The organism is Trichocoleus sp. ST-U2, assembly GCF_039961875.1.
GTDB lineage: Bacteria > Cyanobacteriota > Cyanobacteriia > Cyanobacteriales > FACHB-T130 > FACHB-T130.
The window spans coordinates 1-15,599 of the sequence record NZ_JAMPJY010000004.1; the positions used below are offsets into that span (position 1 = coordinate 1).

The 15,599-nt window shown below is 47.8% G+C and carries 11 protein-coding genes; 3 read left to right on the top strand and 8 right to left on the bottom strand.

Annotation, left to right across the window (positions count from 1 at the left end; genetic code table 11):
* Positions 1 to 181 precede the first annotated feature (181 nt).
* From NC996_RS03545 to NC996_RS03555, 3 genes are all read right to left on the bottom strand, one after another.
* On the bottom strand, positions 182 to 949 hold the full coding sequence (locus NC996_RS03545) for an ATP-binding cassette domain-containing protein (RefSeq protein WP_190440843.1): 768 nt from the start codon (positions 947 to 949) through the stop codon (positions 182 to 184).
* A 4-nt stretch (positions 950 to 953) separates the two neighbouring features.
* A complete protein-coding gene (locus NC996_RS03550) occupies positions 954 to 1,481 on the bottom strand; it encodes a hypothetical protein (protein ID WP_190684698.1) in 528 nt (175 codons plus the stop codon).
* Positions 1,482 to 1,597: 116 nt separating this feature from the next.
* On the bottom strand, positions 1,598 to 1,936 hold the full coding sequence (locus NC996_RS03555; RefSeq protein WP_190684576.1) for a 2Fe-2S iron-sulfur cluster-binding protein: 339 nt from the start codon (positions 1,934 to 1,936) through the stop codon (positions 1,598 to 1,600).
* Positions 1,937 to 2,042: 106 nt separating this feature from the next.
* Here NC996_RS03555 and cimA point away from each other — a divergent pair, with 106 nt between their 5' ends.
* Together cimA and NC996_RS03565 are read left to right on the top strand one after the other, a co-directional pair.
* Positions 2,043 to 3,704: a citramalate synthase gene (gene cimA / locus NC996_RS03560; protein WP_190684579.1), complete on the top strand. Its 1,662-nt coding sequence runs from the start codon at positions 2,043 to 2,045 to the stop codon at positions 3,702 to 3,704.
* A gap of 123 nt (positions 3,705 to 3,827) precedes the next feature.
* Positions 3,828 to 4,568, top strand: a complete 741-nt coding sequence (locus NC996_RS03565; RefSeq protein ID WP_190684701.1) for a Uma2 family endonuclease — start codon at positions 3,828 to 3,830, stop codon at positions 4,566 to 4,568.
* A gap of 23 nt (positions 4,569 to 4,591) precedes the next feature.
* Here NC996_RS03565 and NC996_RS03570 read toward each other — a convergent pair whose 3' ends face one another.
* Positions 4,592 to 5,476, bottom strand: a complete 885-nt coding sequence (locus NC996_RS03570; RefSeq protein WP_190429421.1) for a lipid kinase — start codon at positions 5,474 to 5,476, stop codon at positions 4,592 to 4,594.
* Between the two features lie 312 nt (positions 5,477 to 5,788).
* Between NC996_RS03570 and NC996_RS03575 the strand changes: the two genes are divergently transcribed.
* Positions 5,789 to 6,010 (top strand): DUF4327 family protein, encoded by a 222-nt coding sequence (locus NC996_RS03575; protein ID WP_190415607.1) that lies wholly within the window; start codon positions 5,789 to 5,791, stop codon positions 6,008 to 6,010.
* Here the strand turns inward: NC996_RS03575 and NC996_RS03580 are convergent.
* The 4 genes from NC996_RS03580 to NC996_RS03595 all read right to left on the bottom strand — a co-directional run bounded on the left by NC996_RS03580 (position 6,007) and on the right by NC996_RS03595 (position 15,561).
* Positions 6,007 to 7,281: a protein kinase gene (locus NC996_RS03580; RefSeq protein WP_190684582.1), complete on the bottom strand. Its 1,275-nt coding sequence runs from the start codon at positions 7,279 to 7,281 to the stop codon at positions 6,007 to 6,009. The genes NC996_RS03575 and NC996_RS03580 overlap by 4 nt on opposite strands.
* 84 nt (positions 7,282 to 7,365) lie before the next feature.
* Positions 7,366 to 9,678 carry a serine/threonine phosphatase gene (locus NC996_RS03585; RefSeq protein WP_190684584.1) on the bottom strand — a complete coding sequence of 771 codons (2,313 nt, stop codon included), beginning with the start codon at positions 9,676 to 9,678 and terminating at the stop codon, positions 7,366 to 7,368.
* Positions 9,679 to 9,901: 223 nt separating this feature from the next.
* Positions 9,902 to 10,510, bottom strand: a complete 609-nt coding sequence (locus NC996_RS03590) for a pseudouridine synthase (RefSeq protein ID WP_190684587.1) — start codon at positions 10,508 to 10,510, stop codon at positions 9,902 to 9,904.
* A 74-nt stretch (positions 10,511 to 10,584) separates the two neighbouring features.
* The gene (locus NC996_RS03595; protein WP_190684590.1) at positions 10,585 to 15,561 is read right to left on the bottom strand and encodes an SdrD B-like domain-containing protein; all 4,977 of its coding nucleotides are present in this window, start codon (positions 15,559 to 15,561) and stop codon (positions 10,585 to 10,587) included.
* Positions 15,562 to 15,599 lie beyond the last annotated feature (38 nt).

The following is a 15,599-nucleotide window of genomic DNA, read 5'->3' on the forward strand; positions in this document are numbered from 1 at the left end:
GCCGCTAAATTGGCAAGTCATACCTTACGATTGTTACTCAAACGGCGCTTTGCCATTGATGTGTTAACTTTTCGTCAAGCTGGTGCTTGTTCCTCATAATTCACATTAAGCGTTTGTTATCAGTCGATAGTCATTAGTTTGTTGCTACTAACTAATGACTCATCACTCATGACAACTCCTTTTATCCCCAATCTTGAGCAGCTTGGGCTTCTGCTTGGATAAAGCGATCGCGTAAATTAGTCCAGTCTATCTGTGCTGCTGAGACATCCTCAAGCAACTGCCCATCCTGCAAATACAAAACCCGATTGCAAAACATTTGGGCTAAATCTAACTGGTGATTGACCATCAATACTGTAGTTTTTCCCTCATTGCAAAGTTGCGTTAATACTTGCAGGACATAAGCAGCACGGCCCGCATCTAGGGCAGATGTTGGCTCATCAAATAATAAAATTTTAGGTTCAATCATCAAGGCGCGAACAATTCCAACCAATTGCCGCTGTCCTTGCGACAGTTGCACTTCCGTCCGCCCTAACCAATCTTCTGGAAGGTGCAATTGCTCGATCCATTTGAGCAATTGTTGCTGAATTACCTGTTTTGTGACTCCTTGCAAAACCAGAGGATAAGCTAAGGCATCTCTAACCGTCATTCCCAAAAGTTTTGGTTCTTGAGAAACCAACATTACCTGCCGACGCAACGGGATAACCGGAAGCTTTCGGTAATCTTGATTTTCTAGGTAAATTGTGCCAGCAGTGGGTTCTAATAGCCGGTTTAATAGCCGCAATAGCGAGGTTTTTCCGGCACCAGAAGGGCCAATTAAACACAAGCGATCGCCCGGAAATACCTCAAACGAAATCTCCTTCAATAAATACTGCGAACCAACTGGCGCTGCAAGGCTTACCCGTTCCAGCCGCAGCAAATTTTTTTGTGCTTTCGTGTCTTCGTAGTTCAAAAAATTATGTTAATTGTCCTTGTGTAGTCGCCATCCAAATTGTCCACGCATCTGTAACAAAAAGCAGCAGCGAGAACACTAACAAAATTAGATACATCCAAGGCTGAGGCAAAGGACGAACATCCGTTGTATCAATTCCCGTCTTGTCTTCCACCAGTTTAACTAACCGAGCAAAGCCAACGACCCGCATCGGTAGCAAATAAGCTTTTTGCTCTGACTTACTTACAAAGTAATAAACGATTCCACCTTGCCCTGTCGAGCGAAGTTTTAAATCTTTGACTTCTGCCCAAGCTAACGACCAACCCTTGCGGAAGAAAACGGGAACCCAGCGAGGATAAGTGACCTGGATTTTTTCATCATCCACAATCACTCGTTCGCTGAGGACACCATATAAGGGTACTAACCCTAAGGCAATTCCCAGCCACAGTAACCAAGGCGGTACAGGTGACGCAGATGCCTGTGACAAAAACGGTAGCGGAATCGTCAGTGCCAGGTAAAGCGCCATCAACGTGATGCGAATCAGGGGGGAAATGCGAAAAACGAAATGACTGGGTTGCGCTGATTCCGACTGGGCTGATTCCGACTGTAAATCAAGATTTTGTGACACGCTTTATAACCCAAAATCTAAAATTTAAAACTGAAATTGTTTTATTTTTGCGGCGTCCAAACCGTTTGAGTGCCTTGTCCCCAAAATCCATCAAATTTGGTTACTTTGACATCTCCTAAAACCTGGGTTTGACAAGCTAAGCGACGGTTTGCCGTGGGAGAATGAGGAGGAAGCGATTGCCTGGTTTTATCTTTCCAGTTGGCTTCGGAAACGTTTCCTTCTACTGCCATTGCACAGGTGCCACAGGTGCCAATTCCCTGGCAGTTAATGATTTTTGCCTTGCCATTGTAGAGGTCGATGCCATTTTCCAGTAGCACTTTACGCAGGTTAGCACCCGTACTGCACTCAAACGTTTTTCCTTGAGCTGTTACCTTTGGCATAATGATGGATTCAACGAGCCTCTTGAGTGACGATTTATCTTCACTTTATTTTTACAGTTCTTTACAAAATTAGCTGTTAAATTTTCTCCCTCGGCGACAACTTCCCATGCACTCAGATCAAACAAACCGAATTTGGATTTACGACACGACGTTACGCGACGGTGCCCAACGCGAAGGGCTATCGTTATCACTCGAAGACAAGTTGCGAATTGCCCGAAAGCTAGATAAGTTGGGTGTTCCGTTTATTGAAGGCGGTTGGCCTGGGGCGAATCCCAAAGATGTACAATTTTTTTGGCAATTGAAAGAAGAACCGCTTTCCTCAGCGGAAGTTGTCGCTTTTTGCTCTACTCGCCGTCCAAATACAACTGCGGCAGAAGATCCGATGTTGCAGCCGATTCTCGCGGCGGGAACCCGCTGGGTAACGATTTTTGGCAAATCCTGGGATTTACAGGTTATAGAGGGTCTGAAGACCAGCTTAGAAGAAAATCTGGCGATGATTGGAGATACGATTGAATATCTCCGCAGTCAGGGGCGGCGGGTGATTTACGATGCGGAACACTGGTTTGATGGCTATAAACACAATCGGGATTATGCGCTTAAGACCTTAGAAAGTGCGATCGCAGCCGGTGCAGAATGGCTCGTTTTCTGCGATACCAATGGCGGCACGCTTCCTCACGAAATTAGCCAAATTGTCCGGGATGTCGCCAGTGTAATTGGAATCAGCGCTCAGCAGTCAGAAGCCAACAGTGAGTTCAAAACTCAAAACTTACCGCTTCTCGGCATTCACACGCACAATGATTCTGATACAGCGGTAGCGAATGCTTTAGCAGCCGTCATGGAAGGAGCCAGAATGGTGCAAGGCACAATCAACGGCTACGGCGAACGCTGCGGGAATGCTAACCTTTGCTCTGTGATTCCCAATTTGCAACTCAAACTGGGATATGACTGTATTCAAGACGAACAACTGCTACATCTGACAGCTGCCAGTCGTTCAATCAGCGAAGTCGTCAATCTTGCTCCCGATGAACACGCACCCTTTGTGGGTCGTTCTGCGTTTGCTCACAAAGGCGGCATCCACGTTTCAGCGGTTGAGCGCAACCCGTTGACTTACGAACATATTCAGCCAGAACAAGTCGGCAACGAGCGTCGAATTGTGATTTCCGACCAAGCTGGATTAAGTAATATTTTGGCAAAGGCTCGCAGCTTTGGTATTGACTTAGATAAGCAAGATCCCGCCTGTCGCCAACTTTTACGCCGCCTCAAGGAACTGGAGAATGAAGGCTATCAGTTTGAAGCAGCAGAAGCAAGTTTCGATTTGCTGATGCGCGAGGCATTGGGGCAGCGACAGCAAATGTTTGAACTCAAAGGCTTTCAAGTCCACTGCGATATCGTCAGGAATGCAAACGCCCTTGCCACGGTGAAAGTCGCTGTCAATGGCAAAGATATTTTGGAAGCTGCGGAAGCAAATGGTCCCGTTTCGGCGTTGGATGCTGCATTACGCAAAGCTTTAGTCAATTTCTATCCAGAAATTGCTGTATTTCACTTGACCGACTACAAAGTGCGGATTCTCGACAGTGGCGCGGGGACTTCAGCCAAAACTCGTGTTCTCGTGGAATCTAGCAATGGTCATCAGCGCTGGGCAACTGTAGGGGTTTCTAGCAATATTCTGGAAGCTTCTTATCAGGCAGTCGTCGAGGGAATTGAGTACGGTTTGCTGTTGCAATCTTCAGCAAGTCGGACGACAGAAGTTGCAACGACACAATTGTAGAAACCAGAGTCGGTTACGTCTTTCTCCATAGGTTTTGATGGCGATCGCGTGATGAGAAAATCCTCAGGCGCGATCGCATTCTCATCCGCCACAATAAAGCTAAACCAGTGCGAGGGAGAGAAGATGACTTTAACTGCCCAGCAACTAGATGCGATGATGCCCGACGCGAGTCAACTGTATAGTGATGAACCAGAAATGGAAAGTTCTTTACACTATATGCAACTGCTGTTGCTTGTCACTTGTCTGGAATGGCTGTGGCGCGAAAGAGAGGATTTTTTTATCGGTGCCAATCTCACGATTTATTTTAGTCGGCAACAACTGAGAAATCGTGATTTTCGGGGTCCCGATTTCTTCTTAGTCAAACAGACCCAAAAATCTCCTCGCAATGCTTGGGTGGTGTGGGAAGAAGATGGCAAGTATCCCAATTTGATTATCGAGTTGCTATCAACTTCTACCGCTACGACAGACCGCACGTTGAAAAAAGATTTGTATCAAGACCGCTTCCGCACGCCGGAATATTTCTGGTTTTCCCTAGATACGCTGGAATTTCAAGGTTTTCGATTGATGGGAAATCAATATCAGGAAATTGCCCCAAATGAAAAGGGCTGGTGTTGGAGTGAGGAGCTAGGCTTGTATCTGGGCGTAGAACAGGGACAGCTACGCTACTTTACTCCAGAAAGCGATCGCGTACCGACCCCAGAAGAAGCCGCTCAACAGGCAGTAGAAGCCGCTCAACAGGCTCAAGTGCAAGCTCAGCAAGCTCAAGCGCAAGCTCAACAGGCTCAATCCCAACTAGAACAAGAACGACAACGCGCCGACCGATTGGCTGAACGACTGCGATCGCTCGGTATCGATCTAGAGTAAGCCATCGCTCTTACCCTATCTATCTATCTTTTGCTAGATGACGGCACAAAAACCGATAGAACTTGTGGAATCACCCGAAATCGGGCTGGCGTCTCCGTTGTTCTTTCCCCATCGGTATTAATTGGATAAGGTTTTCGAGTATATAACTCAATGTCTTTACCCTGGATGGTACGCACCCCCCTACCTATCGCAGATTTTCCCCGCAAAGCAGCAAATACCAACGGCAGGGTTTCCCACCAATGCTGAATTTCCAAACTATGCAGATCCAGCCTTTGGTCATCAATGGTGGCATCATCCGCAATCACTAAGCCACTGCCGTAATAGCGACCATTCCCCACCGTAATCTGCAAAGTTTTGACTTCGATAGACTGACCTTCCCAGTGGATATCAACCCAAAACGGTCGCACAGTCGAAATAACTTGCACTGCTGTAGCAATATAAGCAAAAACGCCCCAATGCCGCTTCAATCTTTTGGAGACTCTGCGGTTTACTTCTGCACTCAGTCCCAGACTGGCAATATTGAAAAAATACTGTCCGTTCACCCAGCCCAAGTCAATCCGTTGAATTTGACCATTGGCAATGATTTGACAAGCTTCTGGCAGCGACTGGGGAATATTTAGGGTTCTTGCCAGATTATTGGCGGTGCCTAAAGGCAAAATTGCCAAAGGTAAGTCAGTATCTAGCAATCCTTCGACTGCTGCATTGACACTGCCATCTCCACCCCCAATGATGACCAAATCAACCTGTTGGCAGTGTTTCCGAATAAGTTCAGAAAACTGCTTGGGATTTTCACTCTTTTCCTCTACTAGTTCAAAACCCAGTTGTTGCAATTGTTCAACTGCTTGCCGTCTGGCGTCTTGACCTCGTCGAGCATTCGGATTCACTAATAGCAATGCCCGCTGACTCATTTGCATTGTTTTGAGGGAAATCGGTCATTGGTATAAAGAAATTACCCCAATCCTCCCAGCCTCAAGTATATGCTTCCGATTGCAGCCTGCGATACTGTCTAGTTGTGTTGCAAAGGAGCTTCCAATCGCTCTTAGGGGATGCGACGGTAGTAATTTCCGTACAAAACTTGTCAAAACACTTGCCAGAACACCCTAATATACGCTACAAGGATAAAGGATTGCTTCCCTAGCGCATAGAATTCTACGCATTAAATCTCAGAAGCGGGAAGCTTTTTTACTTCGTAGTATTTACAAAACTGATTTCTAGACCCTATGACTCAGCAAGTAATTCACCCAATGGTGAAAATGCAGCGTCAAATGCATTCACTTGTAACATCGAATATTATCAAGCCCACAGATAAACTCTGGAAAATCGCTCTCCTCTATGGAGATGAGTGGTCTTACTGGAAAAAAGAACTGTTGGAATTTGGATTTACCATGCAAGATCCAGTCAGCGAATTGCTGGCGGTTGAAGCTTGGGAAGACGAGGATTAAAGGCAGGCGGTTAAAGCTTGGGAAAGTTCCCATGCTGATTGATAGCGATCGCTCGGTCGGGGTTCTGTCACTTTCTCTATCACTATCCGCAGTTGGGGTGTAATTGTCGGCATCCCTTCGACATTGAATCTGTAACCCATCCCCTTTCGTTTATAAAACTTTTGGGGGCTTTCACCACTTAATAGAAAAATTAGGGTCGGCCCGATTGCATATAAATCTGATTGTGTCACTGGCTGACCCCGATCTTGTTCTGGGGCGCTATAATCTGGGGCACCAATGCGTGTGCCTGGTGGCGTGCCAATTTCTTTGACTGCCCCGAAATCCAAAACAACCACCTGATTGTCCCGAAAGCGCACCATCAAATTTGCCGGTTTAATGTCCCGGTGAATGAGGGGCGGATCTTGACTGTGGATATAGCCCAAGATGTCGCAGGCTTGAATCATCCACTCAATCGCCTGTTTAAGATGTACTGGCCCCTTTAGATAGATGCGCTTTTCTAAATCCTCGCCTTGGATCAGCTCCATTGCCAGGTATTTCTTGCCAGCCTCTACAAAAAAGTCATAATACTGCGGAATCCCTGAATGATGCAGTGTCTTGAGGGTACGAGCTTCTCGTTCAAAGAGTTCTCTGGCTTTAGAATTTTGTGCCATATCGGCATTCATTTCCTTTAACACCACGAGAGCCTCCCCGCGCAAACGTTCAGGGTCCCAGGCAAGGTAAGTGGTGCCCATTCCTCCTTGTCCTAGCGTCCGCAACACCTGATACTGACGGATGTGGCGATGTATCTTTACTAGAGGTTGCCCGCAGTGGATGCAGAACAAATTCCCCGGCGGATTTCCGGCATGAGAACAAGCTGCTTCAGAACTGACTGCTGGCTGTGGGATTGGAATACTGCGTGCCCTTTCTCCGGACTTCTGAGAGAGGGTTGCTGGCTCTTCTGTGCTACTGAGTTGAAATTTCAGTACCGGGCCTCCTCGCGCCAGTTGAATGAGGGAATCATCTGATACCATCCCCTGAGAAATCAGGATGCCATTGACAAAGGTGCCGTTTGTGCCTTGATTGACCAACAACCATTGGACGGATGGGGTGCCTCCGTTGCTACTAGATGAGTTGCCTACTCTTCGAAGTTCTAGATGGTGCCTGGAAACCATGCCATCATTCAGAACTACGTCATTATCAGGGGCGCGACCAATCCGAATCGTGGAGGCTCTTTGGAAGTTCCACTGCTGCGGAGAGGTAGACGATGGATCGAGAAGGGTCAGCGTAACCATAATAGTTTTGAGTTATTAGTTTTAAGTTTTGAGTTTTAAGTTTGAATTCAAAACTCAAAACTCAAAACTCAAAATTCAAAACTTTTAAAACATCTGATGTTGATCCAGGTTTGGTCGCACTTTCGCTCGGATAACCACCGCTGTGATGTTATCGTGACCGTTGTGCTGATTGGCGAGGTCAATGAGTTGCAAAAGACCCTGATCTAGGTTGGCTCTAGAACTTAAGAGAGGCAAAAGGTGAGTTTGCCAGTGAGTTTCTATGAGGTCGTTGTCTGATAAACCATCGGAACACAGAAGCAATAAAGTATCTTCATTGAGTTCCAAAAATTGGACATCAGGACGGACAAAATTCTCGTCTCGCGGTCCCAAAGCTTGGGTCAGCTGGTAAGCATCAGGTCGATCGTAGGCGATGGCAGGGTCTACCCCGCGCTGGATTTCCCGTTGACCCACTTCGTGGTCGATTGTAATTTGTTCTAAACCGCGTTTGCGGCTGAGACGATACAGGCGGCTATCCCCAACATGAGCGATCGCTACCTTCGTATCCTCAATCAAAACCATGACAAGGGTCGTCCCCATTCGTCCAGAGCCAGAGCGTTCTTGCTGTTGGTTAATATCAAAAATCGCTTTATTGGCTAAAAGCACTGCCTCTCGAATGCGGTCTTCTGTTGGTAAACGGTTTTGCCAATTGTCTTGGAAATAGCGCCTGACGGTGTCCACCGCCATCACACTTGCCACTTCGCCCCCAGCGTGTCCTCCCATTCCATCGCAGAGAATATACAGCCCCCGCGCTTGGACGGTTCGACCTAGTGGAGTTTCCTGCTTTTTAACTTCTGTGTTGATGCCGAAGTTGTCTTCATTGTGTTCGCGTTGCCGCCCGATATCCGTGGTACCCGCATCGTCGAGACTGAGCAACTGCATCGGCAGGATGATGGTGGGCATATCATCGCCCTCGCTGGTGTCAGGAACGCGATCTTCTGAGGTGAGGGGTGGCTGAATCCGAGTTTTTGAGGTTTGTGAATCTTCTTGTTCTTGAGCGATCGCTTGTAGCTGCGCTCTCAGCTCTAAGGGGGTTTGAATCTTACCGCTTTGTAGGTTAACCAAAAGTTGATCCAGAGAATCTAATTGCGATCGCCCTGATAGTTCAAATAATTTTTGCCACACTTGCCCTAAATTTTCGAGTGACAGGGTTGCGTTGGCTGGCTCTTTATACAAGCGTTGCAGGCACAGTGTCTGATCTTCATCCACCCGCAGATTTGATAGCTCCAGCAGACTCTGACGCATTTGCCAGGGTTCTAGTGCTACCCACAATTTCGTCATTTCATCTAGCCAGTACAAAATCTGCAACAGCGGAATTTGAGCATCATTGTCCAAGTCATTTAGGAGAGGCCACTGGGAACGGTCTTCTAACAGCACAACGGAAGTTCTGTCCTGCTGCCATGCATCGTGAATCGCTGGCAGGGTCGGGGACAACTTATTCTGTAAATCCAAATAGGCTTGTGCAATATTGGGAATGCTCTTGGCGGCTAAAGAATTTACATTCAGCGTCTGGTCAATAAAATTACGGTTTTTGACCGATTCCGCCGCAGAAGACATCGATTCTGAGCTACTTGCAGCATTCGCTGCTTCAGCACCTTGTAGCTGCTCCATAATGGCGGTCAGCGGAGCTTTTTGGAACGGCTGGCAATCCAAAACTCTCACTATCACCTCAGCGCTGTCCGAATTGGTCGGTAGGGAGTCTAGCAATTGATAACGCTGTTGAGGGTCTAAATATACAACCTGTGGCGTTAATTGAGTCTCCCCGCTACTGATATTTTCAGGGGTTGTCTGTGTGGAAGTGTCCACAGCCGAACTTGAGGCGGTTAATTCATTCTCCGTCATTGGAGTCTGAGCATCTGTTGATGAAACAGATGCGGAGGGTGACATTGTAGAAGCTGAAAAATTTGCGAATAAAGTGTTTTCCTCTAGTGAAGAGGTTGCCTGCAACTCCCCGGCCCCTGAAGCGTTTGGCAAGGGTACAGTTGCCCCGTCCAGGTCAACTTCAACTGTAAGGTCTGCTGGCATTGTAGCTGCGTCTGAAGCCGCAGCCGGTGACGGCGGTGTTGTTTCAGCAGTCGGGGCGCTCTCTGCAACTTCCATATTTTCGCGAGAATCAGATGTTGCCGCTTCCTGCCCAAGCGTGGGAGTGGCGGCTGCGGCGACTTGCGAGTTTAAATCTTTCGAGAGAATCGCCCACCACACCGTTCCCGTCGTGGCACCACATTTGGGACACTCTACGAGATTAAATGGCACCTGAGTTGTGCATTCAGGGCAAACTTTGTGGGTTAGGGAAGTTCCACATTTTTGACAAAACTTGTTGGTATTTGGATTTTCAAACTGACACTGGGGACAGACAAGCATGGCGGAACTTCCTCGATTCCCGTGTGGTGTTTTAACTTAAGGGAGACAAAGTAACTGCGATCTAGTTTGCCACGTCACAATCGAAGCTTCCAACTTCAACGGGTAGAAGTCTTAAGGTCAGCGTTAGCAGACGGGGATGCCATACGCACGTCTTGCACCCTCAATGATTCGTGCTACGTCTACATTACGCGATCGCTCAGTGGATAGCGATCGCAACTCATCACTACTGAATGCGGCTAGCATCAGTTTGACACAGCTTCTTTAATAGTTCTAACTCAATTGAAGTTAGATCGCGCCACTGTCCGGGTTCTAGACCCACAAGAGACAAGTGAGCGATCGCAACTCGCACCAGCCGCAGCGTCGGAAACCCTACCGCTGCCGTCATCCGTCGTACTTGCCGGTTCCGTCCCTCCGTCAAAGTCATCTCCACCCATGCTGTCGGCACATTCTTGCGAAAGCGAATCGGTGGATCGCGAGGCGGTAGTTGTGGTTCATCGGGTAACAACTGCACCAATGCCTTTCGCGTTCGGTAATCTTGAATGACTAAGCCTTCGCGCAAATGTCTCAGCGCCTCTTCATCCGGAATACGTTCCACCTGCACCCAGTAAGTCCGGGGATGTCCAAAGCGAGGATTGCTCAAGCGATGCTGCATTTGCCCGTCATTCGTCAACAGCAACAATCCTTCACTATCCCAATCCAAACGACCGACTGGGTAAACCGAGGGAACGGGAATGTAATCTTTCAGCGTGCTGCGTTTCTGCTCAGTTGGAGTGTTGTCCGTAAACTGAGTTAAGACGCCATAAGGCTTGTAAAAAATCAGATATCGGTACACAAATCAAGGTGTTGGGAATTGGAAAATGGGTAATTGGTAATTGTTCATTCCGATGACCGATTACCCACAGCCCATTAATTGATTTTGACGCGGAAACGGACAAAACCAAAGTTACTACCAGCAACATTAGAAACATCACCCAAATTTACAACAACCGACCCGTCAGGATTAGTTTGGTTAGAGCAAGCGTTTCCCGTAGACAATGGAGCCAAAGGTGATAAGAATACCCCAGCATCTGTATCTGAGGCATTCGTTTGGTTAGTAACTGTTCCCGCGCGATTCAGCGAAATCCCGCTACCTGACCCAAAATTATTGCTAATAAACGTAGTCCCGGATGGAATCGCGTCGCAGAATCTAACGTTATTGACTGGGCTACCACCATCCGATAGGAAGTAGATGGTGTATTCAACTTCATCGCCGCTAGTCAAAGCATTCTCTGATGGTACTTTGACAACTCCTACTGGGGACAGTTGAGCAAAGCCCGGAACATCATCATTTTGGTCATTTGGATCATTTACAAAGCTGCTGAAATTAATTCCGCTAATCGGAACGCCATTTCTCGTTGCATTGGTAATTCGTTTCACCAAACGTAAATTTCCAGCACCGAGTGTAGCCTGCCGGAAGCCAAAATCGGCGTTAGTGACCGTCTGATTGGCGGTGACAGTAACGCGGAATGAGGCATTGTTAGTGGTTAGGGTCAAACCAGGGGGATTGCTGACTTCTACCGTATAAGTGCCTGCGGCAAGACCGCTGAAGACGTAGTTTCCATTGGCGTCCGTGATGGTGGTGGCAATGATGTTGCCGTTGGCATCTTTTAGCGTGAGAGTAACACCACCAATCCCGGTTTCACCAGCGTCTTGAGTGCCGTTGCCGTTAGTATCGTTAAAGACGCGATTGCCAAAAGAAGCACCCGGCTTGCGGAAGCCAAAGTCGATATTGGTGACGGCTTTACCAGGAGTGAAGGTTACAGGAACTGAGTCGTTGCTAGTCGTCAGCGTAAAGCCAGCCGGATCTGTGACATCGATAATGTAGTTGCCGACTGGTAGATTGGTGAAGCTGTAGTTGCCGTTAGCATCCGTGGTGGTGGTAGCAATGATGTTGCCGTTGGCATCTCTCAGCGTGACGGTAACGCCGCTGATTCCTGGTTCATCCGGGTCTTTAGTACCATTACCATCCAAGTCATTAAACACTAGGTCACCAATAGAACCATTGGCCTGGCGGAAGCCAAAGTCCACGTTATTGACAATTGGTGCTGCGGCTGTAAGGCTGACCGGGGAAGAGTCGTTGTTAGTCGTCAGCGTAAATCCAGCCGGATCGGCGACTTCGACGATGTAGTTGCCGAGTGGTAGACCGCTGAAATTGTAGTTGCCGTTAGCGTCCGTGGTGGTGGTGGCAATGACAGCACCGTTGGCATTTTTTAGTGTAACGACGACACCGCTAATTCCTGGTTCACCCTCATCCTGAATGCCGTTGCCGTTAGTGTCGTTAAAGACGCGATCGCCAATCGTACCTCCCGCAAGGAAGCCAAAGTTGGCATTAGAGAAGTTTGGATTATTAGGTGAGATGGTAACGGAAAGTAAATCGTTGTTAGTTGTTAGCTTAAAGCCGGTCGGGTCGGTGACATCGACAATGTAGGTGCCATTTGGCAGATTATTGAAGATGTAATTGCCGTTGGCATCTGTTGTAGTGGTGGCAATGACGTTACCGTTGGCATCTTTCAAAGTAACGGTGACACCACTAATGCCTTTCTCGCCAGCATCCTGAATGCCGTTGCCGTTCAAGTCGTTGTAGACAAGAGTACCGATAGAATTGTTCGGCTGGCGGAAGCCAAAGTCGGCGTTGTCAACATTTTGACCCGTTGCCAGAGTGATGGCAGAAGGAGTGGCAGTGGCAGTGAAGCCAGTCGGGGGGGTGTTGACGGCAACGGTATAGTTGCCTGCTGGCAGATTACTGAAATTGTAGTTACCATTGGCGTCCGTCGTCGTGGTGACGGTGCCATTTGGGCCTGTTAAAGTGACGGTAACGCCGCTGATGCCTGGTTCTCCAGCATCCTGAATGCCGTTACCGTTGGTGTCATTAAAGACGCGATCGCCAATCGTTCCCTGTGGTTGGCGGAAACCAAAATCGGCGTTGGTGACGTTTTGACCCGTTTCTAGATTGATGGCGGCAGGAGTGGCAGTTGGATTGAATCCAGGGGGAGGATTGTTGACGGCAACGGTATAGTTGCCTGCTGGCAGATTGCTGAAGATATAGTTCCCGTTAGGATCAGTCGTCGTGGTAACGGTGGTGCCGCCTGGGCCTGTTAAAGTAACGGTGACGCCGCCGATGCCTGGTTCGCCAGGGTCTTGAATGCCGTTATTGTTCAAGTCATTAAACACTGAGTTGCCGATGGAGGCGTTGGTCTGACGATAGCCGAAGTCCACGTTATTGACAGTTTGACCCGCTCCCAAGTTAACCGAGAATGGATCGTTGTTCGTGGTCAGGGTGAAGCCTGTCGGATCGGTCGCTTCCACCGTGTAGCTGCCTGCTGGCAGATTGGTAAACGTGTAGTTGCCATTAGCGTTCGTTGTTGTTGTGGCGATCGCCGTACCATTGGCATTTTTCAGGGTAACGGTAATATTTGCTAAACCGGGTTCGCCAGGGTCTTGAATGCCATTCCCGTTAGTATCATTGAAGACTAAGTCGCCAATTGAGCCTGTCTGGCGGAAGCCAAAATCCACGTTGCTGATGGTCTGACCTTGAGCGAGGTTAACGTTGAAGGGTTCGTTGCTAGTAGTCAGGGTGAAGCCAGTTGGATCGGTAACTGTGATGCTGTAGCTACCTGCTGGCAAATTGCTAAAGTTGTAGTTGCCATTGGCGTCCGTCGTCGTGGTTAAGGTGCCGCTTGGGCCTGTGAGAGTAACCGTGACACCGGCTAAACCGGGTTCTCCAGGGTCTTGAGTGCCATTCCCGTTAGTATCATTGAAGACTAAGTCACCAATCTTCCCCCCCGGCTGACGGTAGCCAAAGTCCACATTATTCACAGTTTGACCCGCTGCCAGATTAACAGAAAAGGGGTCGTTGCCCGTAGTCAGGGTAAATCCAGCCGGATCGGTCGCATCCACCGTGTAACTGCCAGCAGGGAGATTGGTAAAGCTGTAATTGCCGTTGGCGTCCGTTGTAGCGGTGGCAATGACGTTGCCGTTGGCATCTTTTAGTGTAACGGTAACGCCGCTCATTCCAGGTTCGTTAGGATCTTGAGTGCCATCGCTGTCCAGATCGTTGAAGACGCGATCGCCAATCGTACCCCCTGACGGCTGGCTATAGCCAAAATCCACATTGTTAACCGTCTGTCCCGCTGCCAGATTAACAGGGACTTGGTTGCTACCTGTAGTGATGTTAAAGCCTGCTGGGTTGGTGGCTGTAACCGTGTAGCCGCCTGCTGGCAGATTGGGAAAGCTGTAGTTGCCGTTGGCATCTGTTGTAGTAGTGGCAATAACGTTGCCGTTGGCATCTCTTAGAGTAATAGTGACATTTGCTAAACCAGGTTCTCCAGAGTCTTGAGTTCCGTTTGCATTCAGGTCATTGAAAACTAAGTCGCCAATCGAGCCAGTGCTGCTTGGAGTGATGGTAGTAGTTTTATTAACAAATTGCGTAGTGTTATTCGCTGGATCGACCTTGTTATCCATGAAGGAAACTGCATTTATCTGCGTAGTGTCAGCAGTAGTTGCCCCAGCATTTGGAGTCACGCGCAAAATAAAGTTCCCAGTTTGCCCTGGAGTTAAAATTCCCGTGTCAGGAACTCCATTGCTATCAGTATCTGGTAAAGCCTTACCCGAAGCATCCAACAATTGCACCGTATAATTCGCATTGGTTCCTGTAGCTGTCAGGTTGATAATGTCATTTGTAAAAAAGTTATTTTTGACAGTAAATGGGTGATCTATAGGGGTAAGAAGTGTAGTTGAAAGCGTATCGCTTGGCGTAATCGTGAAGTTACCTGCTGTGGTAGGAAGCTGGTCAAACAAAGGTAAGCGGCTTCCATCTGCATTTGACTCAATAAGAATTTGATTGTCAGGAGTGAAATTGTTAATTCTCAACCTCCATATTCCAGCATCACCACCCGTAGCTAACTTGGTATTCGTTGCAGTTAAGTTGTCGCCTCCATTGTTCAGATTGTTGAGTCCACCATTCCAAACAGCATTACCTGATCCTGTGCCTTGTATTGAAGAGCCGTTGGGACGAATATAAGTTACGGTTCCACCATTATCTAGGTCAAAATTTCGCAAGAATAAATTACTCGTACCATTACTAGTAGGACCGAGTAGAAAATAGAACGGGATTGTCAGGTTATCTTCAGTGTTTTGCTGAACAGTACCTTGGAAGTTACCAACTAATCCACCACTCTGAGAAACAATTACTTTAAAAGTATTGTCATCGTCATTGAGGTTAGTTGCATTATTACCAAAGATTGGTTCTGCTCCTGTCTCACTCGTGACTTGGTATGTATCAGGTTGGTTGACGGTAAAAACAACAGATGTATTATTGGCAGCATTTGTGCCAGTATTCGTTCCAATTACTTGACTCTGAAGAAGGTTTCCAGTTGCATCCCGTAATTGAAAGCGAGTCGGGTCGCAAGTGGTAGCTCCAGTCGGTGGACAAATAAGGGTTCCTATATCAGCATCATTAACCTCATCTAATGCTCCATTACTCTCTGCATCCTCGACCGTAATAGTAACGCTTCCCCCTCCCGCAGCAATCATTGCTGGAGTAATGCTTACGCTGATGCGATGAATTTTATCGGTACTGGTGGTTGGAGTGGCACTGGTAGGCGAACAGGGAGTTAAACCATTTGTGGTATACCAGTCACCAACATTAGCGCAGCGTTGTCGCCCACTTGTTTGAAAGTTTAGTCCTGGCACAGATGGAAAGGTAGTTTGAGCCGAAGTGACGCTGGGATTTCCAATTAAGGCTGCAATAGTTGCTGTGCCACCAACTAGCCAAAGCTTAAAATTCTGTAGAGGGCAATAAGAATTGGATGATAATTGCAAAGGCTGCCTGAATCGTAGTTGCATGAGTAATTTTTAAAGCTGTAACAAATAATGTTGTCGAA